This is a genomic window from Neobacillus drentensis, from assembly GCF_036962125.1.
Classification (GTDB): domain Bacteria; phylum Bacillota; class Bacilli; order Bacillales; family Cytobacillaceae; genus Neobacillus; species Neobacillus drentensis_B.
This window is the reverse complement of record NZ_JBALOA010000039.1, coordinates 1-26,075: the sequence shown is the minus strand read 5'-3', so window position 1 is coordinate 26,075 and position 26,075 is coordinate 1. Positions and strand designations below refer to the sequence as shown.

Sequence of the window (26,075 nt, the reverse complement as noted above, 5' to 3'; positions counted from 1 at the left end):
TACTTTGTCAATCGTTTTATTATGGTATTTTTACAATATTTCCAATTATTTTTTTATGTAAAAAAGCACAGTATCATAACTGTGCCTTAGTTTGGTTTATTCCCGTAATACCATTCCACGCCCGCCTCCTCCCAAAATATAGAAGCAGAGGCGGTGGATTTCATTTGTTCAATTGCTATTTGCCTGCGGATTTGCTCTTTAACATCTGCAAAGGTATATGTTCTCCCCGTGATTTTCATTTCTAATTTAAGGATGGCGTAACCTTCTTCAACCTGGACAGGTTGACTGTATTCATCTTTCTTTAATTCCTTTACAATTTCAATATACTGGCTGGGATACCGTTCATCCCCTTCGCTAATATAACCGATATCGCCGCCCTCGTTGGCAGAAAACTCATCAATGGAGCGTTCCATTGCCAACGTTGAAAAATCTGAACCTTGCGCTAGCTCTTGGAGAGTCTTATCTGCTTCATCAAGTGAGGCAACTACAATTTGTGAAACATGGTAGGCAGATGGTACATTAAACAAATCCTTGTTTTTTTCATAATAACTCTCCAACTCACCTGTTGATACTTTTACATCTTTCGTTAAAAGCTCTTCTAATAGCAGGTTAGTGCGAATTTGTTCCTTCCACCTTTTTTCATTTTTGTTATTCTGTTTGGTAAATGAATTGGTGGTGGCTTGGAGCATTCTAAGCTCACGTTCGACATCTTGGCTCGACACTTTTATCTTATATTTTGCCGCCATTTCCTCAACGACCTTCTGATTAACCATTTCCTTTAGAACATCTTTTCCATATCTAGCTTCTAGCTCATTAAGCCATTCCTGTCGTAAGATTGACTTTTTACCAATTGTGGCTACTGGCTCTTCATTTAGTAGGGTGCTGCCTGCTAATTCTGTCTTAGTTAGAAAAAAAACAATTGTAAGGCAGTTCACCAGTACCAGGCCGGCAATCACCAACCAAAGCTGCTTCCTCCCCAACCTTATTCCCCCATTCAGAAAAGGGCTGGCACCCGTTTATTTTGCCTCCTTTTTGAGCTCCTCTAATTCATCACTTGAAAAAAGGTATTTTTCATTGCAAAAGTGACAATGTGCCTCTGCCTGACCGTCTTCTTCGATCATAGCAGTAATCTCAGCGGCACCTAAACCGACAATTGCATTAGCAAAACGTTCTTTGGAGCAATTGCAACTAAAACCGACTGGCATCGTTTCTAATACCTTGACTTGCTCTTTTCCAAAAAGCTCTTCGAGGATTTGCTCTGGTGTTAGTCCTCGTTCAATTAATATAGAGATCGGCTCAATGGTTTTTAGTCGCTCTTCTAGTTTTGAAATAATTGGCTCTGGGGTGCTAGGCATTAATTGAAAGATAAACCCGCCTGCTGCCAAAATCGTATCATCTGGGTTCACTAAAACGCCGACTCCCACTGACGAAGGAACCTGTTCAGAAGTAGCGAAATAATAAGTAAAGTCCTCTCCTAATTCACCGGATACAAGCGGAACTTGTCCTGAAAAAAAGTCACGCATTCCGATATCCTTAACAACAGCTAACGTACCATCCGTTCCAACTGCACGGCGGACATCAAGCTTGCCATGTTCATTCGATTCAAAATCTACCTCCGGGTTAGTTACATAACCTCGAACTTCCCCTTTAGCATTACTATCTACAACAATTGGTCCGAGCGGGCCGCCGCCGTTAATCTTAATGGTTAATTTATCCTCGCCCTTAAGCATGGCACCCATCATTACTCCTGCGGTCAAGGTACGGCCAAGTGCTGCCGACGCTGTCCGCCAGGTTTGATGACGCCTTTGAGCCTCACTTACCGTTTCTGTCGTGCGGACAGCAAAAGCACGTATATTTCCATCATAGGCAAGTGCCTTTACAAGATAATCGTTCATTATATATCCCCTTTCTAGCTGCTATACCTTAGGTTATCCTATGTTCCGTTTATAGATAAGCTGTAATCCTTTTAAAGTTAAAAAAGGGTCAACTATATCAATAATCGTTGATTCTTGAGCAATTAAGTTGGCCAACCCGCCTGTTGCAATGACAGTAGGTTTTTTCACGCTTTGCTCCATCATCCGCTTAACAATTCCCTCTACTTGTCCAACATATCCGTACACAATACCTGCCTGCATAGCTGAAATTGTATTTTTACCGATAACCCCTTCAGGTCGGGCAATTTCAATTCTTGGCAATTTGGACGCTCTTGAATAAAGTGCCTCTGTTGAGATCCCGACACCAGGGGCAATTGCACCGCCCATGTATTGACGCTCCTCATTCACATAACAATAGGTGGTTGCAGTTCCAAAATCGACAATAATCAATGGACTCCCATACTCATGTATAGCTGCAACAGCATTAACAATCCGGTCAGCTCCGACTTCTCTTGGGTTTTCATATTTAATATTCAGACCTGTTTTAATTCCCGGCCCAACCACAAATGGCTTTACATGAAAATATTTGTGGCACATTCTCTCCAAAGCAAACATGATTGGGGGAACCACCGAGGAAATAATAATCCCATCGATATCTGAAAAAGAAAGGCCAGCATGATCAAAAAGTGCTTTGATATTCATTCCGAACTCATCTTCCGTACGATTTCTATTCGTTTCAACCCGCCAATGGTATTTAAGTTCCTCACCATCATAAACACCTAATACAATATTGGTATTTCCCACATCAAATACGAAAATCAAATCTATCACTCACTTTTCAGATTATTCTCTTCTATACTGAAAACATAATACCACAGATTAGTTTAATCATAAAAAAAAGAGTGCTTCAATGAAGCACCCTTTTGAACATTTACTTATGTTCTGTTTCGTCAGAAGGATTAAGCGGTTCAGCCTCTTCCTTTTTCTTATTAATATTCACCTTGACGTCCTCTGTTTTTTTCGGGCCGATTTTCACAGCTTCTAATGCTTGATTGGGCTCTGGCATATGACCATTTTCCACCAAGAATTTAATCTGTTCAGCCACAAGAGTTTCGACTTCAAGTAATGTTTTCGCAATAAGATCAAGTTTATCACGATTTTCGGTAAGAATGACTTTTGCTCTTGCATAACATTCCTTAATGATTCTTTGCACTTCCAAGTCGATTTCATAAGCAATTGCATCGGAATAATTTTGTTCGTTATGAATGTCACGGCCTAAGAAAACCTGACCGCCCTGTGCTTGACCGAATTGAAGCGGTCCAAGCTTATCACTCATACCATATTCAGTAACCATTTTTCGAGCAATACCAGTCGCACGCTGGAAGTCATTGTGGGCTCCAGTACTTACTTCACCAAAGACAATCTCTTCCGCCACACGTCCACCGAGTAGACCAACAATTTTATCAAGTAATTCCGGCTTTGTCATAAAGTAACGGTCTTCCCTTGGAAGCATAACAGCATAGCCACCTGCTTGCCCACGTGGTACAATCGTAACCTTGTGGACCATATCCGCTTCATCAAGTACTAAACCAATAACTGTATGACCGCCTTCATGGAACGCAACAATTTTACGTTCTTTTTCAGAAATAACGCGGCTCTTTTTAGCTGGGCCGGCAATGACACGGTCTGTTGCTTCATCAATGTCTTCCATGTCAATTTTCTTCTTACTGCTGCGGGCTGCAACTAATGCGGCCTCATTCAATAAGTTTTCTAAATCAGCACCTGAAAAACCTGGTGTACGCATCGCAATATTTTTTAAGTTAACGGATTCATCTAAAGGTTTATTACGTGCATGTACTTTAAGAACAGCTTCACGTCCAACAACATCCGGACGGTCGACAGTTATTTGACGGTCAAAACGGCCTGGACGCAATAACGCAGGATCCAAGATATCAGCACGGTTTGTAGCTGCAATAATGATAATTCCCTCATTGGCACCGAAACCATCCATTTCAACAAGCAATTGGTTCAAAGTTTGTTCACGTTCATCATGACCGCCGCCTAAGCCTGCGCCACGTTGACGTCCGACTGCATCAATTTCATCAATAAAGATGATACATGGTGCATTTTTCTTTGCATTTTCGAATAAATCACGCACACGGGATGCCCCGACCCCAACAAACATTTCAACGAAATCGGAACCACTAATTGAGAAGAACGGAACGCCTGCTTCACCGGCTGTCGCACGAGCGAGCAATGTCTTACCAGTACCTGGAGGACCTACAAGTAGAACTCCTTTTGGAATTCGGGCACCAAGTTCAGCAAACTTCCGTGGATCCTTTAGAAATTCGACGACTTCTACCAATTCCGCCTTTTCTTCATCAGCCCCAGCTACATCTCTAAAACGAACCTTTTTCTTATCATCGTTATAAAGCTTCGCCTTAGATTTTCCAAAGTTCATCACTCGGCTACCGCCGCCTTGGGCTTGGTTTAATAAGAAGAAGAATAAAATAAAGATAATCACAAACGGAATAATCGATGTAAAGAATGTCACCCATCCGCTTGTTTCTTTAGCAGGCATTACTTCTACTTTGGAATCTGCTTTATTAATTTTGTTAATGATTTCTTCACTATTTGGTACATAGGTTATGAATTTTTTACTCTTCGCTTCTAATTCACCACGAACTTCATAAACTCCTCGTTCAGGCTGCATTGAGAACGATTTTACTTCGCCCTTTTCTAATTGGCTTACAAACTTATCATATGAAATATGATCTGTTGGCTCATTGCTTCCATTAAAGAAACTCACCACGCCAATAATGACTAAAAATATCAATAAATAAAAGATGGTATTACGGAAAATCCGATTCATCTCTTACCTCCTCCCACGATAGACAAACTATACTAAATGGTATCATAGAAAATCTTACAAATTCAAGAAATTACACTCAAGGTCTTGTCTTAACTTTCCCTGATTTTACGTATAGGACTCATTGCTTACTTTAGAGATTATTGCTGTATACTTCAGGTTTTAAAACACCAATATATGGAAGGTTTCGATATTTTTCGATATAATCTAAGCCATAACCGACAACAAATTCATCCGGTACAATAAAACCAACATAATCCGCTTTAATGGCACTTTTTCTGCCAGTTGGTTTATCAAGCAATGTCACAATCTTAATCGATTTTGCCTTTCTGTACTTAAATAAATCAACTAAATAACTAAGTGTCAGACCACTATCAATAATGTCCTCAATAATAAGAATATCTCTACCTTCAACAGAAGTATCTAAATCCTTGAGGATTTTTACTTCACCGGAAGAAACGAACCCGGTTCCATAACTCGATACATCCATAAAATCCATTTCAAGATAGCAATCCATCCGTTTTAATAAATCGCCCATAAACGGCATTGCACCTTTTAATACACCAATAGCGAGCGGAAATTTATCCTGATATTCTTCAGTTAATTGTGCGGCTAGCTCCTTAATTTTAGTTTGAATCTCTTCTTCTGTTACTAACACCTTTTCAATATCCTGTTTCATCTAAATGTGCCCCCTAGAAGATCGTTACTTTTGATATGTGAATAGTATATATTGTTGAACTGAGTCATCTATGCCTTCAAAAGAAGATTTTTTTAACCCTGGCAGCCAAAGAATACAACCTTCTTTGTCGGTTAGTATAGGCCACATATTACGTTCTTGAACTGGTACCTTTTGATCAATAAATATAGCCTTTAATTTTTTAGATCCTTCCATTCCCTTTAACGTCATTCGATCGCCACTCCTTCGAGAGCGAATAATTATTGGCCACTTCACACTGCTAACACTAAAAAGCGCTGTATTTACACCTGCAATTGATGTTTTCCCCGTCACATAGCTGCTACTAATTTTCCCGCCATTCGGTAAGTTAATCACTCCAGGCTCTGTCATTTCAAAAAGATATGACGTTACCTCAATCGATTGAAAATGGAAGGAAAGGGAATAATAGGAACGAGTAACTTTTAAACCATTAGGGAAATCAAGTTGACCTGATGGCTGAGGATGTTGAATTATGAAAAAAATTTGGTCAATATGTAATGCAGATAAAGAAGCGGGTTTTTCTTTGTAAAGATAGTTTAATATTAGTTGAATCCCTCTCCTTTGTAAAGGTAAAGGCACTTCAAGAAAACGTTTAAGGTCAACCGTAATTTTGCTTTCTTCCTTTTTTGTGATTACTGTATTCATTTGCTGAATAGTTAATTCCTGCAGGAACATTTCATCACTTGTTATTTCCTCACTAAACCGTTGAAAATGTTCATGGGCTAGCGGGTTTTCCTTTTTTAAAAAAGGAATGACTACTTTACGAAAACGATTTCTGCTATAAATTCCTTTTTCATTACTGGGGTCTATTCTTGGGCTTAGATTATGCCTTTCACAATACGCTTGAATATCAGCTCTCTCTAGACCTAGAAACGGACGTAAAATCGTCCCCTTATCAAATGGGCGGGTAAATGGAATGCCTGCACGGGCAACCCCCGCACTGCCTCTCGTCATTCGCATCAGCATCGTTTCCATTTGATCATCACCATGATGAGCCAGCGCTAAGAATGAATACTGATACTTTTCCATAATCTTTAGAAAAAAATCGTACCTTACATCTCGTGCAGCAATTTGCGAACTTTTACCTGTTACTTCCATTATCTTTGGAACATTGACCCGGGTCATTTCAAACGGAATGCCATTCTGTTCACAGAAATTCTTGACGAACATTGCATCCTCAAATGACTCCTGTCCACGAAACATATGGTCTACATGGGCAACAACAAGGGCCAGACCCTGTTTTTCTTTTTCTGCAAGCAAATAGTGAAGCAGCGCGAGTGAATCCGGGCCTCCCGAAACACCTACGACCATCTTTTTAGATGCTAAATCGAAGGCCTGGTGTTTAAGAAAGGCCTTGACCTTGGTTTCCAGCATAATAATGCACTCTTCCTTAAAACATAGTTTAAAACTTTAAAACGGTAAGAATAACATTAGTCTACCACTTTTAAGAACAAAGTATCAAAGCATTGCTATTGCAAAATGCTTAGAAATTTTTCCTACTAATATAATGCATATCTATACGTATTAAATCTTATACGAATGACGTGCAAAATAGTTTCATTAATTACAGCAATTTATTAAATGTATACCACCCATACAATAAACCTAGCACGATAGCAATAAGCCAAAATTCCATCCAGCCGCTTTTCTTCTTCTTTTTACGATAGTGCTGCCTCGTAAGCGGCTTGTTTCCATTTATATTTGGACGGGCCTGCTGTTTTTGCGCTTGTTTGTTTATTCCAGCTGCCTTTACGGGAGGTGAATCAGGCGCTTTTTTATCAACCATCAGATCTAATAAATCTGTTCTCATTTGTTTTGCACTGCTATAATGGCCCTGAAGTGCTTTAACAATGACCTTTTCCCATGCCAATAACTCAGGCTTCTGACGGATTGCCTCTCTTAATTGCAAGATACCGCCAGTCGTTTTTGTCAATCGCTTAGGATAGGCGGTATTGATCATAATCATTGCCACGGAGAACAAGTCATAGGAAGGCTCAGCTTTTCTTGAACCCAGTCCCCAATAGCCGCGGTCATAAAACTCAGTGAACTCCTTAATTGCTCTCCCTTGTATAGTAGTTCCACCCACATCAATGCATCTTATTTTTGGCGGGGGTCCAGTGACAATTAAATTCTCCGGCTTGAGGTCACCAAATACCCAGCCATTTTCATGAAGCTTGTCTAAATCATTTAACAGCTGCAAAAATAATACACTGGTCCATGACCTTCCCTTTTGTTGTAAAAAAGATAAAAAATCAGGTCCCTGTATGTATTCCATCACATAAAAGGAAATAAGACCTTGAGGGCTCTGCCAATCATCAACATCAAGCAAAGAAGGCCCAAGGGATGGGGTTCCCTGGACCTTTGCTAAGGATTTTAACACATTAACCTCAGAGGTAATCGACATCCCATTATCGCTCATTTTTAACGCAACTTGAGTGTTATTATGCTTGGCAAGGTACACCACTCCATTTGCTCCAAATCCAAGCTCCTTGATAATCATGTATTTATTAAAATGCCACTTCCCTGAGATAACCGTTCCTGGGCTTACCTTACATTGACTCTTCAAAGTATGATTCATCATCACGTGAAAGAAGGCTCCTTAAGGATTGTTTTTGATCAAATGACGATAATGCTGTCCGTATCGCTGGGCCAGTTGGGGTAATTCCTCCTGTAGACAATTGGGAAAAGACACTTGTCAATGTTTGCAGTTTTGGCGTCCAGTCTAGCAATTTTTCGACATCTTTCTTTTTCCCGGGAAATACATAAACTGAAAATTGATTATCACCTGTGCGGGCATTCAAGCTTAGAGATAGGTCAAGTAGTGCTTCTTTCACAGTCGGCAGCTTATGCTTCATACTCGCACTTGTATCGACAAGAATCAACACCTCTAATTCGACAGTTTCGCCTAATTCATCGACAACCTCCATTACTTCCCCGCGCTTTTCAGGAGGGAGGTCTTCCATTGTTTGTGAACGCCCCAAGATTTGCTGCAATTCCCGATTCACGACTCCTTGTATTGTCTGGTTCATTGCCTTACGGGTTACCATTTGTACTGTTTGCGAAAGCTGCTGGGCATAAACAATCTGACTGACTCCTCCGCCTGACATCGCTATTCCTTCAATTTCCGTCATTCCTTTTTCATCAATCGTGTCCTGCTCCATCACACCAATTACATTAACGGTTATTCCTTGTTCCCTGGCAAGTGCAGCCATGGCAATTGGATCGTCCCCTTGATTGGAACATCCATCGGTAATTAATAAGATTTGACGAATTTTCCCTGTATACATAACCTTCTCCCTCCACTACATGTATTGGTACCATTTTCGACGGGAAGAAGGTGATTTATACATATTTTAATAGAAGACTGCATAAAATAACTTGTTTAGGCCTGACGCTTTAATTTTTGAACAGGAATTGAAGCCCATTTTGGGGTGTTGTGTTTTATTTTTGCAACGGTCACCGTCATATCATCATGGATAATCTCTGACCTTGAGCGAATCACTTCTTCCAGGATTAAATCAGCGACTTCTTGTGGGTCATCTGTCTCTAATCCTTGTAACTTTCGCTTCATCCATAAATCATAATTCTCTACATGCAATGGTCCTTCAAATACTCCGTCACTCATCATTATCAATAAATCGCCTGCTTTTAATTGTTCACTTACCACATCTACTTCAAATTCCTGAATCATGCCAATTGGCAAATTGCTTGCTTGAATTTTAATGATTTTATTTCCTCTTTTAATAAAGCTAGGTGTAGAACCAATCTTAAGAAACTTAGTCGAAGCATTTTGCAGATCAATCATCGCTAAATCTAGGGTAGAGAAGATTTCATCGGTCGTTCGAAGTGAAAGAATCGAATTAACCGATTTAATTGCCACCTTTTCCTCAATCCCAGATTGAAGAATCTTTTGTAAAAGAAGCAATGTCTCTTTACTCTCGTAATGAGCCCTTTCTCCATTTCCCATCCCATCGCTTATGGCAATCGCAAATTTACCAAATCCCAGTTCAATTGTCGAGTAGCTATCACCCGAAACCAAGCCGCCATCCTTTGCTGCATGGGCCACGCCTGTTTCTACCGTATAAGCCTTGGATGACCGGAACGTCACGTGGCAGAAGTCATTTGGCATGGTTGCACACTCTTCCATTTTTACAACGATTGTCTCACCGAGAATGTCTGAAAGCATTGGTGCAATTAGCTTTTCACATTCCCCGTGGCCATTACAAAATGGTAAGGACATTTCAATATCTACATTACCTTGTTCGAGGCTATATATTTCCACCTGTTCGATATGGATTCCGAACGATTGCATTGCCTCCATAATTTGCTCTTCCTGCTTGTGATGATTTTCTCTCTCCCGCTGAATCTCTTTTGCAAAGTTTTCCATCACCTCTGAAACACCTAACAATTGGTCAGCTACAAGCTTACGGCTCTCCTGAACCTGTCGTTTCAACTTTTGATTAGCTTGGAAAAAGGTTAATTCTTGTCCAATTGATTCATAGACTCTTTGCGAACGGGTACAAATTTTTTCCCACTCTCTTGATAGTTTCGATGAAATATTGCCATTGTTTTGATCCATTTCATGAATAATCTCTTCCATATAGGCATAGGTTGTATTAAAATTATTTGCCCAGCATTGATCCTTCTTAAAGCAGGTTTGGCAGGTTTTTTCGGTCACATTGCTCATGAAATAATCCATTTCCCGTGCACTTTCGTCTTCATGCGGCTGGACCTCCATTTGTGAAAAGCTTTTGGACAGGGCATGAAATACATTAGAAAATTGCGAAACACGCTGTGCCGTGACGTCGCGCATCTTCCGCATGTATTTTTGCTGTTCAGCTGTGTACTCTGGCGTACCAGGGATATACTTCGCTAATCGGGAAGTTAGAACCTGCGGGGTTAGAAGGAATAGGAAAATAGCAGCTGCCGTCTCCAAAACTGTTTGCAGGATTGAACCATTGCCACCTTCCCCATACATACCGATCAGGAGCGTAGCAATAAATAATCCAATCGAAACACCTATTTTTTTCCCTTCCTTCATTAATCCCCCCAGGACACCGGAAAAGGCTAGTAAACTCATATGATAGAAACTAGATACGCTTGCCAGGCTAAAAATTAGACCCGTAACGACTCCAACAGTGGAACCAACAGTTGCTCCTGCAATAAAGGAAAACACTAACACTAAGTATCTTGACAGGATATGCTCAACTGACAGGTCATACACTTTCCAGCCAATCGTCCCCGTCATAATCGATGCTAGCATGATAATTAAGCAGACGATCTCTTCTGTTTTCAATAATTGTCTGCGTTTATTGAAAGTTAATAATGGAATGCTTTGTAAAAATATCAGCGTCAATATAAAGGCAAGACTTGTTTGTACACCAACCATCATGAAATCATATAGTGTTAATTGAGTCGATAGGATAAACGCTTCAGCTAATTTTCCAACCCCCAGCACAATCCCGACAAAAAATGGCAGTGCTTTATGCTCATTTGTCAGCCACTTCTTGCTTATCCGAAAAACGATGATAAAGCAAAGGGTTACTAAAAAGGTAAAGGCAGCGTTGGTTAAGGAAATCGTCACAGCCCCAATCACTAGTCCGATCAGGGCAAGCGGTGCCCGATCTCGTTTAATTAAATAAACTGAGGCAAAAAAGGGAAGGCAAAAAGGAGTCAGCTTCGCTAAAATTAAGGCCCGTCCAAGCAAAAAACCGACGATTAATAACAGATACCCCTTTTTTATGAAAAAGGACTCAAGCATAAGCTGAATTTTTTTCAATCCATTCTGCAAAGCCCATTTAGATGAATGAAGATTGACTTCACTGACGGGTTCTATGAAACTAGCATTTGTCTTTTCCATAAATCACACTCCCTATTCTTTCATTGTTCAGATAATTATAAAATTAATAGACTTAAAAGTTTGTCAAATTAGTGAACAAGCAAAAAGAATCGTTCGACGGTTTTCACTATTATCATTCAAATAATATTAATTAGTGTCGGAGAGTGACGGTTAGAAAAGCGGAAGCGCCCTGGTCAGCGGCGTATGGCCTCCTCGAAAAAGCTAACGCCTTTTCTTCATGCGAGGCCTATGCTGCCGAAGCCTTCCTTGTGGAGCGCTCCAACTGAGATAAAGGAAACACGAAGAGCCGGAGGCGCATTCGATGTTGACTTATCGTAGGGCGGAGAGCGAAGGACACTAGCCGCTAGGGCGCTGGAGCTAGACAGTAAACTAAGTGATAATACGACAAAAAAGACAGGCCATTTTGACCTGTCTTTTCATTTATAGTTATGAAGTAAATTCACTCTTTATTAATATAAAGTTTAGCAGCAAGTTACCCCCGCTTAGCTCCTCTTCCACCACGTTTGGTTTCTGTTTGTCTTTTTAAGGAAGATAAACGATCCTCGCTATCTTTTAAAAACTTTGCCATTTTGGTTTCAAAATTTTCCGGCTTAGCATTATGTCGATCGTTATTTCTGCCCTGACGAGGACGTTGTGAGTAGGAGTTTGAATTTGACCTTTGCTGCGACTCTGGGCGATCCTTTGCCTTTTTAATCGACAGTCCTATTTTTCCATCCTTCTCAACATTAATGACTTTGACCTCTACTTGGTCACCAACTTTAAGATGATCATTAATATCCTTCACATAGTTGTCAGCGACCTCACTGATGTGGACGAGTCCTGTTGAGCCCCCCGGCAGCTCCACAAACGCTCCAAAATTAGTAATCCCGGTTACCTTCCCTTGTAACTTGCTGCCTACTTCAATTGACATAAAAAGAATGTTCCTCCTTAAAAGTTTAAAAATCAATCTTACTCTATATTATACAAAAAGAAAAAAATCAGTGTCAATATGACGATAAATTGGTTCATTTCCCCTTTTTATCTTCAGGAATATTAAAAATGATTTCACCTTTATTAGAGAAAAAATATTCTTTTCTGGCCAACTTCCCAATATAATCATCATCATTTAATTTAATGATATTTTCATTCAAAATATCCCGCTGCTCTTTTAACTCTTTTAACTCATGATTAAGTTGCTTTTTTTGAGCTAATTTAGCGTTGAGCTTAGCAGCTTGGGAACTGGAACTGGAAATCATTAAATAAGAGAGAATGGCCGCAAAAACCAAAAACATCGATAACCGTCTCACTAAAAGTTTCTTTTTTCGTGCGGAGGCAATTTCTGCATACTCTTGCTGTTTCACATAGGTTGTTTGGATTTTTGATACAATTCTCTTCTGTTCTGCTCCCATTTCCCTCACCGCCTTACTCGTTTCGATTTTTCCATCTATTAATTATCTTACTTAAATAATTCCGGATTCTCTTAAAAAATCCTGCCGTTTTATTATATAACTTCTCGACGGATTTTTTAAGACTTTTCGGCAAAAGTTTCCAAAAAAGCAACACGATTTTTTGAATTGGAAATAAAATGATTTTTGCTATTAATAGTAAAACCTTACCAATAAACTTAACAAGAGTTAAAAGGCCCCTGCCAATCGTCAGGATAATAATTATTATTAACTGTATAAGGCCGACAATTGGTTTATAAATCAGAAGCTGGAACGTTTTTTTGATAAAGCGGCCGATCGCAATGATTGTTTTAATGGTCATCTCAAGCAAACGGAGGTAAATCCCTTTAAATAAGCTTTGGTAAGCGGCAAATCCACAAAGCAGAGCAAGAAAGATATAAAATCTAAGTTCACCGTTATTGACTAGAAATAGTGTGTAAAAAATAATTACTGCCTGGATAATCCAAAAAAGCAAATCATTAAAAAAAACAATCCATTGCTTCCTTTTGGGCCGATTTAGAAAACGCTGGTAAGTATCAAACATCGCGCCAAACAACGAACCCATGCCAATCATGGAAAGCAAGGTGAAAAACTGAGTCGAGAGGATCATCGGAATAACTTACTAAAGAATCCTTTAGCTTTCTCCCCGTGCTGCTCATCAAGGTAAACTAAATCAAATATCTTTCCCTTAATAGAAACAATCCCTTTCTCTACATCTAAGTTTTTCATTTGCAGGTTTTGCCCCTTGATGGCTAAAAACCCCATTGAGGTCTCGAGTAAGAACTCTTCATTATCAAAACTTTCAACTTGTTTAACACCGGTAATTTCAAGAAGCTTCCGGCCTCTCATGATGACATCATGGTCTGGCACACTACTTTTCGGTGGATTACTCTCATAATATTGGCTCATTAACAACATCCCCCACAATCGTTTGTACAACCTTTTTGATACATATTTATGTGAGGGATAGAAAAATTAGAACCCATTCCTAAAAGGGTGAATCTGTTGCACCAATTCTTTCTTCCTTTATAATCGTATACATCTCTGCCGCTTCTTCCTTGCGTGTTGTATCTTGGATCCGGTCTATCCTAGCGGTAACTATTCTCTGCCCCAAGCGAATTGTTAGTTCATCACCAACTTTAACCGTTGAACTGGCCTTTGCCTCTTTCCCATTAATTTCAATTCGTCCCTGATCCGATACTTCCTTTGCCAAGGTCCTTCTTTTAATTAGACGTGAAACCTTTAAAAATTTATCAAGACGCATGTCTGTGTCCCCCTTTATTAAATCCCTTTTTCTTTTGCTTGGTCCCAATATTGGTCCAGTTGTTCTAATGTATGTTCCTCAAATGTTCGGCCGCTTTCCTTGACCTTTTCCTCCACAAACTGAAATCTGCGTGTAAATTTTTCATTTGTTTCAAATAAGGCTTCTTCGGGATGAATTTTTAAGAATCTGGCAACATTCACAAACGCAAATAACAAATCACCAAATTCCCCCTTAGCCCGGACCATTCCTTCAGTCGTACCATCTAATTCATCAACAAATTCCTCGAGCTCTTCTTTCACTTTCTCCAAGGCAGGGGTAATTTCCTGCCAGTCAAAGCCAACCTTAGCCGCTTTCTTCTGAAGTTCATAAGCTCTTAACAAATTAGGCAAGGCCATGGACACACCATCAAGGATAGTTGCGGGCTCTTCTCCACCCTTTTCCTGTTTCTTAATCTCCTGCCAATTACGAAGGACTTCCTCTGAATCCTCTGCCACGACATTTCCGAACACATGGGGATGGCGTCGAATCATTTTTGCGGATAACCCTTCAATAATGTCATCAATGGAAAAATACCCGTCATCCTCACCAATTTGCGCATGGAGCATGACCTGCAGCAATACATCACCGAGTTCCTCAATTAAATGGTCAATGTCTCCACTATTTATTGCATCAATTACTTCGTAAGTTTCTTCGATTAGGTATTTTTTTAAGGATTCATGTGTTTGCTCCCGGTCCCATGGACAGCCAGTTGGGCTCCTAAGCTCGGCTATTATTTCCCTTAGCTTTGAAAAATTCTTCAAGAGAATCTGTTCCTCTTTGACTGGTGGAATATACACAGATGTTAAATTGTTAATCGTTACATTACGGTCTAACTCATACAATAGGACTTTCTCAATCACTTCCTGACTGCTTCCTGCTGCTGTTACGATAAATACAGGGTAGTCATCAGGTAGTTTTTCCATCAGCGTTAATTTCACATTAGAAGCGATAAATTGATCGTATACCTGGCTAATCATCATGTGTTGGTCAATCTGTAGCTGCTCTTTGTGGAGCGCTGTTGCATCTAATAATTGAAACCCTTCAATTGGATCTATTTTGACCGAGGTAAATAAGGCGTCAATAAAGCTTTGTCCGCCGCCAATCATAATCTCTATCTCTCGTTTAGGTCCATAATCTAAAAGAAGCTGTACGGTCCGCTCTGCGACAAGCGGGTGACCTGGAACAGCATAAATGACTGTCTCGCGGTCCGCCTTATCCAATAAGGTTTGAGCAATTTCTTCGTAGACATCCTCAAACTGCTCATGTTTTTCATAGATTGCATCAAATGAGGTATACGTAAATCCCTCCTTTTCCAAATCGGCAACGACTGGATGTTCCTTTGTCCGTAAAAATACTTCACCTGCATTCAATAGTCTTTTATAGACTCCAACTGGTAGCTGCTCTAAATCACCTGCACCTAAACCAACAATCTCAATCTTTTTCACCATTTATCCCTATCCTTTCGGGCCATTAGTTTTATTAATTTACTTCCAAAGGGAAATAATGAAAGTTCTTGTTCACGAAACACTCGGCCTCTAATCATTATCAATAAAAACAACAATCCACCTAATATAACAGAGCTTAGTGATTGAAAGACAGCCTCGATACGTCCGACATCATCATTACCCAACAAATATAAATAAACTTTTAAAAAGAGGACCATCGCTGCTGTAGCTGTCATAACTGTCCCACAAAAACGAAACGAAAATAGGGGAATCCGTGTAATCCTTTTAAAATGGATCAATAACAAAGCTGTTACAAATCCCAATGATAGGAGTGAAGAAATAGCCGCTCCCATAGTTCCATATAAAGGGACAAAGAAACCATTAAGCATATATTTTAACGGAAACACACATAAAGAAGCGAACGCTGGGAAAAGCATCACCCCTAAGCCCTGCATGATGGCCATCACCGTGGAAACAATGGATGTAAACAGAATCATGAACCCAAGCACGCCTAAGACATCAGAACCAGCTTTATTTTCAAAGAGCATTGTATTGGTCGGTTCAATAATTGCCCATAATCCAGCGGATGCACCTACTCCAATGATCACACTTACCTTAAGAGCCATTTGAATTTTATGGTGCAAAAATTCCGGCTTGGCAGCCAATCGCTCCTTTGTTATTAGTGGGACAAGTGTCAAAGACATAGAGGTAGCTGCTATGGTTCCTAACTGGATTAGCGGCTGTCCACGATCAAAGATTCCTTTCAAACTCTTCGCTAGGTCTTTTTCAACTCCGCTTGAGACAAGCAGGGAAAAAAGATTTAATGAATCGCCTAATTGAATAAAGATCATTAGCATCCCGCTAATACAAATCGTTAGACCTTGATAGATCAGCGCCTGAAATATCTTTTTGGCCTCGCCTGTATAGCCTTGTAGCAGCTTCGAATTCGGTGCAATTACCTTCCATTCTTTACGAATCCATAAAAACATAAACAAGATGATTCCTGAGACAATACTCCCTGTAATTGAGCCAAACATAGCCCCACCGCCAACAAGATAGAGAGAATATCCCTTTTCCATAAAAAGATAGGCCAAAAAGAGAATGGTCACAACCCTTGTCGTTTGTTCCCCTACCTGGGATAAGGCAGTCGGGACCATGTCACCAATTCCTTGATAATATCCCCGTAGGATTGAAATCATCGGAAACATCAAAAACACAATCGAGACCACTCGTAATAGAATCGCTAGATGAGAATCATTCATCCAAACAGCAATTCGATCGGCACCAAAATAAAGAATCAAGAAACAAAAAAGGCCAAATAATTGCAAATAAATAAATGAGACAAACAGGAGGAGACGTGATTTGACATCGTCTCCTTTTTGTTTCTGCTCCGCATAAAGCTTGGAAATGACGACTGGAAAGCCTGTCGTCGAAAGAACCATGGCAATCCCATAAAAGGGATACACCTGTTGGTATATGTAAAAACCGATATCTCCAACAATGTTTTGAAAAGGTATTCGGTAAAAGGCACTTAAAACTTTCGTAACCAGGGCGGCAATCATTAAAATAAAAGCCCCTCGAAACAGAGCCTTGGATTGATTCACAGACTTCATCCATTTATTCTCCTACTAAAAATATACAAACTCGAATTGTATTATAACACACTGAGAACTGTTTTTAAGCTAAATAAAAAAGACAGCTCTCGCTGCCTTTTTTATGATTCCATCTGCCTGGCAAGGAAACCTGCTGCCGTTTCAACAGCCTTTTGTTCCACTTCACCGAGAATTCCTTCTTTAGAAAAGATAATAACTGCTCCGATTGGGTCGCCATTCGCAATAATTGGTCCAATAGTATAAGAAGTAATTTCCTCCTCATTTCCATCCACCAACGCAATGTTCCCTTTTTGAGTGAACAGAACTGAATTTCGTTCTTCCATTGTTTTTTCGATAACATCACTAATATTCTTATTTAAATACTCTTTCTTAGAACCGCCAGCCATTGCGATAACAGAATCTCTATCACAAATTAACACAGGGTTTCCAAGGCTATCAAAAAGTGCTTCAGCATATTCTTTAGCAAAATCACCCAGCTCACTAATAGGTGAATATTTTTTCAAGATGACTTCTCCGTCTCGATCAACAAAAATCTCTAACGGATCCCCTTCGCGGATACGCAGGGTTCTGCGTATTTCTTTGGGAATGACAACACGACCCAAATCATCGATTCGACGAACTATTCCAGTTGCTTTCATCCAATGTTGCCTCACTTTCATCTGATGATTATTCAACTTGGTAATGATTTTGTTTCCTTATATTGTATTCATCACCAACTTTGAACTTAGTATCTTTCATCTGGAAAGTTATATACATAATCGTAATATTTTTTCAAATATCATAGAATTATCCAAATTGGATAAAGATTCAACTCTGTGGGATGATTCCATCGACATTCCCAAATATACTTACACTGATCCCCTTAGTTTACAGGGTTTTCATGGCCCTTTTTCGCCTTTTCCACACCTTTAACCATTTCAAATACAATATTTAACCATTGGGAAGTTTGATAATCCTTTGTCTTGATAACGATCTTCAGTCTAGGCCCCTCCATTCCCGGAGAAACATTTCGGCCAAACTGATTGCCAATTTGAAAAATCTTACTTCCATCAATGGTGTTAGTAACCTGTTCATTTATAAGTATGTTTACTTCCTGTTTTGTTTGTTTAATTTGATCTACACCATTTAAAAGAGCGTAAACCTTAATTTCTGCTATTTGAAAAAGACAGGCAACTTCTTCAGGATACTCACCAAAACGGTCAAGCATTTCCGCTTCAAGCTCTTCAATATCCTTGAGCGATTCCGCACCTCTAAACCGTTTGTACATCTCTATTTTTTGATGCCCATCCTTAATATATGTATCAGGAATATAGGCGTCAATTTCAAGGTCAATTTCAACAGATTTTTTTGGCGTTCCAGCCACGCCAATGTTCACTTTACGCTCCTCTATTGCGTCCTTTAACATCTGTGAATACAGGTCGAAACCAACCGAGTCAATAAAGCCATGCTGTTGGGCACCTAATAAATTCCCTGCACCTCTAATTGATAAATCACGCATGGCAATTTTAAATCCGGAACCTAATTCAGTAAATTCCTTAATGGCTTGAAGACGTTTTTCGGCCACTTCCGTTAATACCTTATCTTTTCGATACGTGAAATAAGCGTAGGCGACACGATTCGACCGGCCGACACGACCGCGGAGCTGATACAACTGTGAGAGTCCCATCCTGTCTGCATCAAAGACAATTAAGGTATTTACATTCGGTATGTCCACACCTGTTTCAATAATGGTCGTACTAACAAGGACATCATATTCACCAGCTAAAAAGCCGATCATCACCGTTTCTAATTCATTTTCTGTCATCTGCCCATGGGCACAGACCACGCGTGCATCCGGGACAAGCATCGATATTTCCTCAGCTTTACGTTCAATATCTTCCACCCGGTTATATAAAAAGTATACTTGTCCGTCGCGGGCTAGTTCTCTCTCAATCGCTTCGCGCACCAATGATCCATTGTACTCCATGACATACGTCTGGACAGGGAATCGATTTTCGGGCGGTGTCTCAATGACTGATAAATCACGGACACCGAGCATCGACATATGAAGTGTGCGCGGAATTGGCGTTGCTGTTAGTGTCAAGACATCGACATTTGTTTTTAACTTTTTAATTTTTTCCTTATGGGTAACCCCAAACCGCTGTTCTTCATCGATAATCAACAAACCTAAGTCACGGTAAACAATATCCTTTGAAAGCAGGCGGTGTGTTCCGACGACTATATCAATAGTCCCAGCTTTTAACCCTTTAAGCGTCTCCGTTTGTTGTTTTTTCGAACGAAAGCGGTTTAACAAACCAATATTAATCGGATAATCTTGAAATCTTTCCCGTAGGGTTTCATGATGCTGCTGCGCCAAAATTGTCGTAGGGACCAGAAAAGCCACTTGTTTTCCATCGGCGATTGCTTTGAAGGCAGCGCGAATCGCTACCTCTGTTTTTCCATAACCAACGTCACCGCAGAGAAGACGATCCATCGGGCGCGGTCTCTCCATGTCCTTTTTAATCTCATGAATCGAACGCAGCTGATCATCTGTTTCTTGGTAGGCAAATGATGTTTCAAATTCTCTTTGCATATCACCATCAGGCGAATAGGCATAGCCGACTGCTGCTTCCCGTTCGGCATATAATTTAATTAAATCGTCCGCAATATCTTCAACCGAAGATTGAACCTTCTTCTTGACCTTTTTCCAATCGGTTCCGCCTAATTTATAAATCTTCGGCTCTTTTCCTTCCGAACCTACATACTTCATCACAAGGTCAATCTGTTCAACCGGGACATACAGTTTGTCTGTTCCTTGGTAGCGGATATGGAGGTAATCCTTATGAATCCCGTTTATTATCAGCGTTTCAATGCCTAAATACTTACCGATTCCATGATTAACATGAACAACAAAATCACCGATTTTAAGTTCTGAGTAACTCTTAATTCTTTCAGCATTTGATAGTTTTTGGCGATTAGTAGACTTTTTGACCCGTTTATTAAAAAGTTCTTCCTCAGTAATTACAGCGATTTTCTGGATGGACAGCTCAAACCCAGCTTGCAGATTCCCTTGCATGATCTGCACTCGGCCAGGTATCAGCTGCTGGCCTCCAGTAATTACGCTGGCACTAATTTCGTAATCCTCGAGGACTCGCTCTAGCTTTTTGACCCGCTCTTGATCAGGTCCTAAAAATAAAATAGAAAAATTACCCTTTTTCCAACGATCAACTTCTGCCTTTAACAAATGCATTTGTCCATGGAAATTTTGCATTTGCTTGCAGGAAACATTAATGATATTTTGTGGACTTGTATTGGCGACATGTCGCAAAAACAATGACATATAGACAATCGGCCATTCCTTCTTTTGTAATAGCACAGCTAGGTCATGGGAGATATGTAAATCATGGACAATCTGCCCAGTGCCAAGTAAACTTGTATACCATTCTGCCTCTTCTTTTACTAAAGAATCATTCATTTCTTGTACTCGGCTTATTTCATCAATAAAAACGAGCCCATTACTTGGCAGGTAGTCTAGTAAACTATTAGCCCTGTCGTAGGCTAGTGATAAGTATTTAAATACTTGATCAGGCTTTTGTCCGTTCTTTAACTGTTCCAATTCAAAACTGATATGTTGAGATAACTGCATTTTTGCTTTATCATCTTTAAGTTTTCTAAGGCTGTTCCCCAAACCAACTTCCAGCTGGTCAATAATCCGGCTATAATTGTCTGCCTCTAACAACACCTCTGCAGCAGGTCCTATCTGAACCTCTGAAACTTTATCCTTTGAACGTTGGTCCTCCAGAGAGAAAGATCGAATTGAATCAATTTCTGTGTCAAATAGTTCAATCCGAACTGGATTGGCTTCTGTGAGCGGATAAATATCGATGATTCCGCCTCTAACGCTAAATTCTCCTGGTGTTGTTACCATCTCCGCACGAACATACCCCATTTTGACAAATGTTTTTAAGGTATTATCGATATTAATGTCTTCACCAAGTTTTAAACTGAGTTGATATTTTTTCCACAGAGATTTAGGAGGTACAATTTTCTTTAACCCAGCCGCTGGTACAATTAGGATCCCTTTTTTATGTTTACTCCAGTAGTTTAAGGCTTCTATTCTTTGCGCTTTTAATTCTGGACTGGCAACGCTCATCTCAGCAGCAATTAACTCATTGGCGGGGAAAAGGAACACTTCCTTCTCACTTAATAGATTGACAATATCATCATATAATTTTTGGGCTTGTAATAGATTGTGTGTGACGAGCATGATCGGTCTTTGTGTTTGTTCGTAAATAGCAGCCGCTAATACCGTCCTTGATGATCCGGACAACCCTGCAATTAACTGTTCTTTTAATCCCTCTTCCACTCCCGCAATCACGGAATGGACATCTTCCTGCTTGAGGAATAACGATTTTAAAGCATTCAAGGTTTCTCCTCCCTCCTTCTTTCATCAAAAAATCATATTATTAACATTCTTATATTAGTAAATTACAAATAGAAAAACGCTTTGGAGTTTTGTCCAAAGCAGGTTAGTGAATGAGGAAGTCGTATTGGTGGTAATCTGGATTCCGATCTAGTGCTTCCTGACAGTCTTCACAAATGGCTGTAATGTGAATATCACCGGATGAATCATACGCAACCATTTCCAAACGTTCTTGATCTGTTAATTTATGAAGACCCAAGGCTTCGCTGTGTATGGATGTTTTATCGATGGAACCAAGGTTCGTACCACAATGACGACAATGATAATGAATGGCCACGCCTGTCCCTCCCTAATCTAGGATTCCTTATTAGTATGAACCTACAAGGAGGAACTTATTCACTTAGTGACCGCTATCAACCCTTCGACGTATTTATTTAATGCTTTTATTGTATGAAACAATGGCTTGTGTCATGTATTATTTACTGATTATATTCATTCATTACCTGCAAGAAAGGTTTCACCAGCCACGCTCTGCAGGCGTCTGCACTTTTTTTCACAGACTCTTCCATTGGTGCTCTTTCATCCGGACGAAAACGGCCAAGAACATAATCAGGAACGCTCATTCCTGCTTGGGGACGATCAATACCTATTCTAATTCTGTTAAACTCCTGGGTACCAAGATGAGCGACTGTCGACTTAATTCCATTATGGCCGCCTGGACTCCCTTTTTGTCTAAGTCTGATCTTTCCGACAGGCAAATCGAGGTCATCATAAATGACGAGTAAATCCTCTTTATCTATTTCATAGTAATCCATCACAGCTCTAATTGATTCTCCAGAAAGATTCATAAAGGTAAGCGGTTTTAATAAAATCACTTTTTCACCATTATAAAAACCAATTCCAAATTGTCCTTTTAATTTGGACTGGTTGAGTGGAATCGAAAATTCACTCGAGAGAGCGTCAATTACTTCAAATCCAATATTATGTCTTGTATGTTCATACTGTTTTCCTGGGTTACCTAAACCTACAATTAACTTCATTTTGGGTCCCACCTCTTCCGGTTTAGCCAACCTTTTAAATATTTTTCGAAACATTATTTTTTCTCCCCTGAGATTGTCATGCGGTAAAAAGACGTAACCTTATGAAGATTACGCCCGCTCCTTGCTACTCTTAATTTACAGTGAACAGTCAACCTTGTCTAGCCTAAACTAGGGACTTCTACTCTGGTGTGGTCTCCCTGCCTTCTTCATTATCAGGATGCCCCGCTTCTTGTTGCTCACCCGCATTAATTTCCTCTTCCTGTTTTGGAGGCAGAATAGAGGCGACGACTTCATCATCCTCATGATTAATCGTAAAAGCACCTGCGGAAGGAATATCACCCATCAATACTGTTTCTCCTACCTGCAGATTAGAGATATCTACTTCGATTTGTTGCGGAATATTATCTGGAGTAGATGTAATTGATATTTGGTGCAATGGCTGCTGCAAAACACCGCCATCTTTGACACCGGCAGCTTCACCAACTAAAACAAGCCTTACATCTACATTAATTTTTGATGATTTATCGACAGCTAAGAAATCAACGTGAATGATCTCCTTTTTAATCGAATCCGCCTGATAGTCAGTTAAAATAACATCCTGTTTGCTGCCATCTACATCAATAGAAATAACTCCATTCCTGCCCACTTGACGGATTGTCTTTGTTAAGTCCGCTGAACTAATCACCACAGGTTTACTATCGATCTTTGAGCCATAAATGATGGCGGGAATGTTCCCTGTCTCTCTTATCGACTTCAATGCGGAATGCCGAAATTCCTTCCGTTCCTTTGCCTGCAAAATAGTACTCATCTTTAATCACCCTCCTATTTTATCAAAAACTGTCTATATAAAAATGCCCTAAAACAAGTAGATCTAAACATCCTTTAAACAGTTTCTCTAAAACAGAAAAATGGGTTAAACAGAAATAGGACCTTGCTTAAAAAGCAAGATCCTTCAATTTTAATCAATCAAACAAAGTACTTACTGATTGCTCTTCATGAACACGAATAATCGCTTCACCAAGCAATGGCGCAACGGATAAATTAATAATTTTATCAATCTTTTTCTCTTCAGGAAGGGCAATTGAATTGGTAATTACTAATTCCTTAATTTTTGAATTTTGGATTCTTTCAATCGCAGGACCTGATAAAACAGGATGGGTACAACAAGCGTAAACTTCAGATGCACCATTTTCAATTAAGGCATTGGCAGCAAGGGTAATGGTTCCAGCTGTATCAATGATATCATCAATTAAAATGGCTGTTTTCCCTTCGATATTACCAACAATATTCATGACTTCCGCCACATTTGGCCGTGGACGGCGTTTATCAATAATCGCAATTGGTGCTTTTAACCGTTCAGCCATTTTCCTGGCTCTTGTCACACCGCCATGGTCTGGAGAGACAATGACAATATCGCTTTGGAATTCTCTCGTTTTAAAATAATCAGATAAAATTGGAACCCCCATTAAATGGTCAGTAGGGATATCAAAGAAACCTTGAATTTGCGGCGCGTGCAGGTCAAGACAGATGACACGGGTTGCTCCCGCTGTTTCAAGCAGGGTTGCCACTAATTTTGCAGTAATCGGCTCACGTGCACGTGCTTTACGATCCTGACGTGCATAGCCGTAATATGGCATTACAATATTAATTGTTTTAGCTGAGGCTCTTTTCAAGGCATCAATCATGATTAATAATTCCATGATATTTTCATTTACAGGCTGACTAGTCGACTGGATGACATACACATCGCCGCCACGGATACTTTCTTCGATATTAATTTGAATTTCTCCGTCACTAAATCTTGTAACCGAACATTTCCCTAATTCAACACCAATCACCTTGGCAATTTCGCTAGCTAAAGGGAGATTTGAATTTAAACTAAATACCTTAAGGTTGGGGTCTAAATATTGATTCGACATGATAGCCTCCTAAATTATTTCGCTTATTTCTTTAGATTTAGCTTTTGGACGTAGTTTTCCTTATTCACTTGCTGTGCCCGGGCAATCGATAAGGCATCACCTGGTACATCTTTCGTAATTGTTGAACCAGCTGCCACATAGGCACCCTTGCCAATGGTAACAGGGGCAACGAGATTTGAATTACAGCCAATAAAGACTCCATCTTCAATTGTGGTTAAATATTTATTTTTACCGTCGTAATTAACTGTAATGGAGCCGCATCCGATGTTCACATCAGAACCAACCTCAGCGTCACCGATATAACTTAGATGGGAGGCTTTGCTTCCTTTTCCAAAGACAGCTTTTTTAATTTCGACGAAGTTGCCTATTTTTACTTCATCTTTAATCGTCGAATCAGGGCGAATATGAGCAAATGGCCCAATATTGACATGAGCACCAATAGAACTATTATGTGCAACTGATTGACGGACTACTGTTTCTGTACCAATTTCACACGAGTCAATTTCGGAATTTGGCCCAATTTGACATTCTGACCCAATGACAGTTTTGCCTTTAATCATGGAACCTGGATAGATAACGGTATCCTGTCCGATTTCAACTTCCGATTCAATGTAGGTGTTGGCAGGGTCAATGATTGTTACCCCATTTCTCATATGGGCTTCATTAATACGGCTGCGCATAATTCGTTCCGCTTCCGCCAGCGCTACTCGGTCATTCACACCTAATGTTTCTTCGAATTCATTGGTTTGGAAAGCAGAAACCACTTCCCCTTGTTTCTTTAGAATTTCAATCACATCTGGTAAGTAATATTCCCCTTGAACATTGTCATTGGATACATTCTTTAACGCTTCAAATAACGCAACATTGTCAAAGCAATACGTCCCAGTATTAATTTCATTAATTTTTCTTTCATCTTCGGAGGCATCTTTATGCTCAACTATTTTTTCTACCAAACCTTCGGAGTTACGAATGATTCGTCCGTATCCTGCCGGTTCATCAATAAGCGCTGTGAGGATAGTTGCCTTTGCACCAGCCTCTTCATGATGCCCGAAGAGAGCTTCCATTGTTTCTGCTTTAATTAAAGGCGTATCGCCACAAACAACAATTGTCACTCCTGCTTTTCCTTCCAGCATGTTCTGCGCTTGACTAACGGCATGAGCTGTTCCTAACTGCTCCTCCTGAAGAGCATAGAGACTGCTGTCACCTAATTGGGCTTGCACCATCTCCGCCCCATGCCCAATAATTGTTACAATTTCCTGTATATTAAGCTTCATTACTTGGTCAACAACATGTTGAACCATGGGCTTACCACATACGGGATGTAATACTTTATATAGCTTAGATTTCATCCGTGTCCCTTGTCCAGCGGCTAAAACCACAGCATATCGATTAGACATGTACAGTCCTCCAATTAACCTTTTTATCCATTAAAAATATTAACGTAATTGGGCACTATTTTCAAGGTATGTTAGGGAAGTGAATATTTTTGTAATAATGAGTTTTTTTATGAAGGTAATTTAAAAATGAGGGAAACGGGGAGAAAGGCTTATTTATATCTTTTCCATAAGAACAAAAGGCGCAAGCGCCCGTTTAGCGGCGTATGGCCTGGAG

General features: G+C 39.9%; 23 protein-coding genes. All 23 read right to left on the bottom strand.

Annotated features, from left to right (window positions below; all coding sequences use genetic code 11):
• Positions 1–86 precede the first annotated feature (86 nt).
• Complete coding sequence (locus tag V7121_RS23280) at positions 87–980, bottom strand: peptidyl-prolyl cis-trans isomerase (RefSeq protein WP_335548078.1); 894 nt, start codon at positions 978–980, stop codon at positions 87–89.
• 36 nt (positions 981–1,016) lie between these two features.
• Positions 1,017–1,895 carry an Hsp33 family molecular chaperone HslO gene (gene hslO / locus V7121_RS23275; protein WP_335499136.1) on the bottom strand — a complete coding sequence of 293 codons (879 nt, stop codon included), beginning with the start codon at positions 1,893–1,895 and terminating at the stop codon, positions 1,017–1,019.
• Positions 1,896–1,928: 33 nt separating this feature from the next.
• Positions 1,929–2,696: a type III pantothenate kinase gene (locus V7121_RS23270; protein ID WP_335499154.1), complete on the bottom strand. Its 768-nt coding sequence runs from the start codon at positions 2,694–2,696 to the stop codon at positions 1,929–1,931.
• 109 nt (positions 2,697–2,805) lie between these two features.
• Entirely contained in the window at positions 2,806–4,746 is a 1,941-nt protein-coding gene (gene ftsH, locus V7121_RS23265) for an ATP-dependent zinc metalloprotease FtsH (RefSeq protein ID WP_335499134.1), read from the bottom strand.
• Between the two features lie 130 nt (positions 4,747–4,876).
• Positions 4,877–5,422 (bottom strand): hypoxanthine phosphoribosyltransferase, encoded by a 546-nt coding sequence (gene hpt / locus V7121_RS23260; protein WP_335499132.1) that lies wholly within the window; start codon positions 5,420–5,422, stop codon positions 4,877–4,879.
• A 24-nt stretch (positions 5,423–5,446) separates the two neighbouring features.
• The gene (gene tilS, locus V7121_RS23255; RefSeq protein ID WP_335499129.1) at positions 5,447–6,832 is read right to left on the bottom strand and encodes a tRNA lysidine(34) synthetase TilS; all 1,386 of its coding nucleotides are present in this window, start codon (positions 6,830–6,832) and stop codon (positions 5,447–5,449) included.
• A gap of 190 nt (positions 6,833–7,022) precedes the next feature.
• Positions 7,023–8,039, bottom strand: coding sequence for a serine/threonine protein kinase (locus tag V7121_RS23250; protein ID WP_335499126.1), 1,017 nt, complete (start codon positions 8,037–8,039; stop codon positions 7,023–7,025).
• The gene (locus V7121_RS23245; protein ID WP_335499124.1) at positions 8,008–8,745 is read right to left on the bottom strand and encodes a VWA domain-containing protein; all 738 of its coding nucleotides are present in this window, start codon (positions 8,743–8,745) and stop codon (positions 8,008–8,010) included. Before V7121_RS23245 ends, V7121_RS23250 begins: the two co-directional genes overlap by 32 nt.
• 95 nt (positions 8,746–8,840) lie before the next feature.
• A complete protein-coding gene (gene spoIIE / locus V7121_RS23240) occupies positions 8,841–11,318 on the bottom strand; it encodes a stage II sporulation protein E (protein ID WP_335499122.1) in 2,478 nt (825 codons plus the stop codon).
• Positions 11,319–11,790: 472 nt separating this feature from the next.
• On the bottom strand, positions 11,791–12,228 hold the full coding sequence (locus V7121_RS23235) for a S1 domain-containing RNA-binding protein (RefSeq protein WP_335499120.1): 438 nt from the start codon (positions 12,226–12,228) through the stop codon (positions 11,791–11,793).
• A 94-nt stretch (positions 12,229–12,322) separates the two neighbouring features.
• Positions 12,323–12,706, bottom strand: coding sequence for an FtsB family cell division protein (locus tag V7121_RS23230; protein WP_335502787.1), 384 nt, complete (start codon positions 12,704–12,706; stop codon positions 12,323–12,325).
• Between the two features lie 13 nt (positions 12,707–12,719).
• A complete protein-coding gene (yabQ, locus tag V7121_RS23225) occupies positions 12,720–13,352 on the bottom strand; it encodes a spore cortex biosynthesis protein YabQ (protein ID WP_335548076.1) in 633 nt (210 codons plus the stop codon).
• Positions 13,349–13,651: a sporulation protein YabP gene (gene yabP / locus V7121_RS23220; RefSeq protein WP_335502781.1), complete on the bottom strand. Its 303-nt coding sequence runs from the start codon at positions 13,649–13,651 to the stop codon at positions 13,349–13,351. Before yabP ends, yabQ begins: the two co-directional genes overlap by 4 nt.
• A gap of 79 nt (positions 13,652–13,730) precedes the next feature.
• Positions 13,731–14,006, bottom strand: a complete 276-nt coding sequence (locus V7121_RS23215; RefSeq protein ID WP_335502778.1) for an RNA-binding S4 domain-containing protein — start codon at positions 14,004–14,006, stop codon at positions 13,731–13,733.
• 17 nt (positions 14,007–14,023) lie between these two features.
• Positions 14,024–15,493 carry a nucleoside triphosphate pyrophosphohydrolase gene (gene mazG, locus V7121_RS23210; RefSeq protein WP_335548075.1) on the bottom strand — a complete coding sequence of 490 codons (1,470 nt, stop codon included), beginning with the start codon at positions 15,491–15,493 and terminating at the stop codon, positions 14,024–14,026.
• Positions 15,487–17,103 carry a putative polysaccharide biosynthesis protein gene (locus V7121_RS23205; protein ID WP_335502774.1) on the bottom strand — a complete coding sequence of 539 codons (1,617 nt, stop codon included), beginning with the start codon at positions 17,101–17,103 and terminating at the stop codon, positions 15,487–15,489. The genes mazG and V7121_RS23205 overlap by 7 nt, the downstream gene beginning before the upstream one ends.
• Positions 17,104–17,204: 101 nt before the next feature.
• Positions 17,205–17,741 carry a stage V sporulation protein T gene (gene spoVT / locus V7121_RS23200; RefSeq protein ID WP_335502790.1) on the bottom strand — a complete coding sequence of 179 codons (537 nt, stop codon included), beginning with the start codon at positions 17,739–17,741 and terminating at the stop codon, positions 17,205–17,207.
• Between the two features lie 224 nt (positions 17,742–17,965).
• Positions 17,966–21,508 (bottom strand): transcription-repair coupling factor, encoded by a 3,543-nt coding sequence (gene mfd, locus V7121_RS23195; RefSeq protein WP_335548073.1) that lies wholly within the window; start codon positions 21,506–21,508, stop codon positions 17,966–17,968.
• 103 nt (positions 21,509–21,611) lie between these two features.
• The gene (locus V7121_RS23190) at positions 21,612–21,842 is read right to left on the bottom strand and encodes an anti-sigma-F factor Fin family protein (RefSeq protein ID WP_335502769.1); all 231 of its coding nucleotides are present in this window, start codon (positions 21,840–21,842) and stop codon (positions 21,612–21,614) included.
• Between the two features lie 142 nt (positions 21,843–21,984).
• Complete coding sequence (pth, locus tag V7121_RS23185; protein WP_335548072.1) at positions 21,985–22,545, bottom strand: aminoacyl-tRNA hydrolase; 561 nt, start codon at positions 22,543–22,545, stop codon at positions 21,985–21,987.
• Positions 22,546–22,723: 178 nt separating this feature from the next.
• Entirely contained in the window at positions 22,724–23,353 is a 630-nt protein-coding gene (locus V7121_RS23180; RefSeq protein WP_335502764.1) for a 50S ribosomal protein L25/general stress protein Ctc, read from the bottom strand.
• A gap of 154 nt (positions 23,354–23,507) precedes the next feature.
• On the bottom strand, positions 23,508–24,464 hold the full coding sequence (locus V7121_RS23175; RefSeq protein ID WP_335502761.1) for a ribose-phosphate diphosphokinase: 957 nt from the start codon (positions 24,462–24,464) through the stop codon (positions 23,508–23,510).
• Positions 24,465–24,487: 23 nt separating this feature from the next.
• A complete protein-coding gene (gene glmU, locus V7121_RS23170; protein ID WP_335502757.1) occupies positions 24,488–25,861 on the bottom strand; it encodes a bifunctional UDP-N-acetylglucosamine diphosphorylase/glucosamine-1-phosphate N-acetyltransferase GlmU in 1,374 nt (457 codons plus the stop codon).
• Between the last annotated feature and the right edge of the window lie 214 nt (positions 25,862–26,075).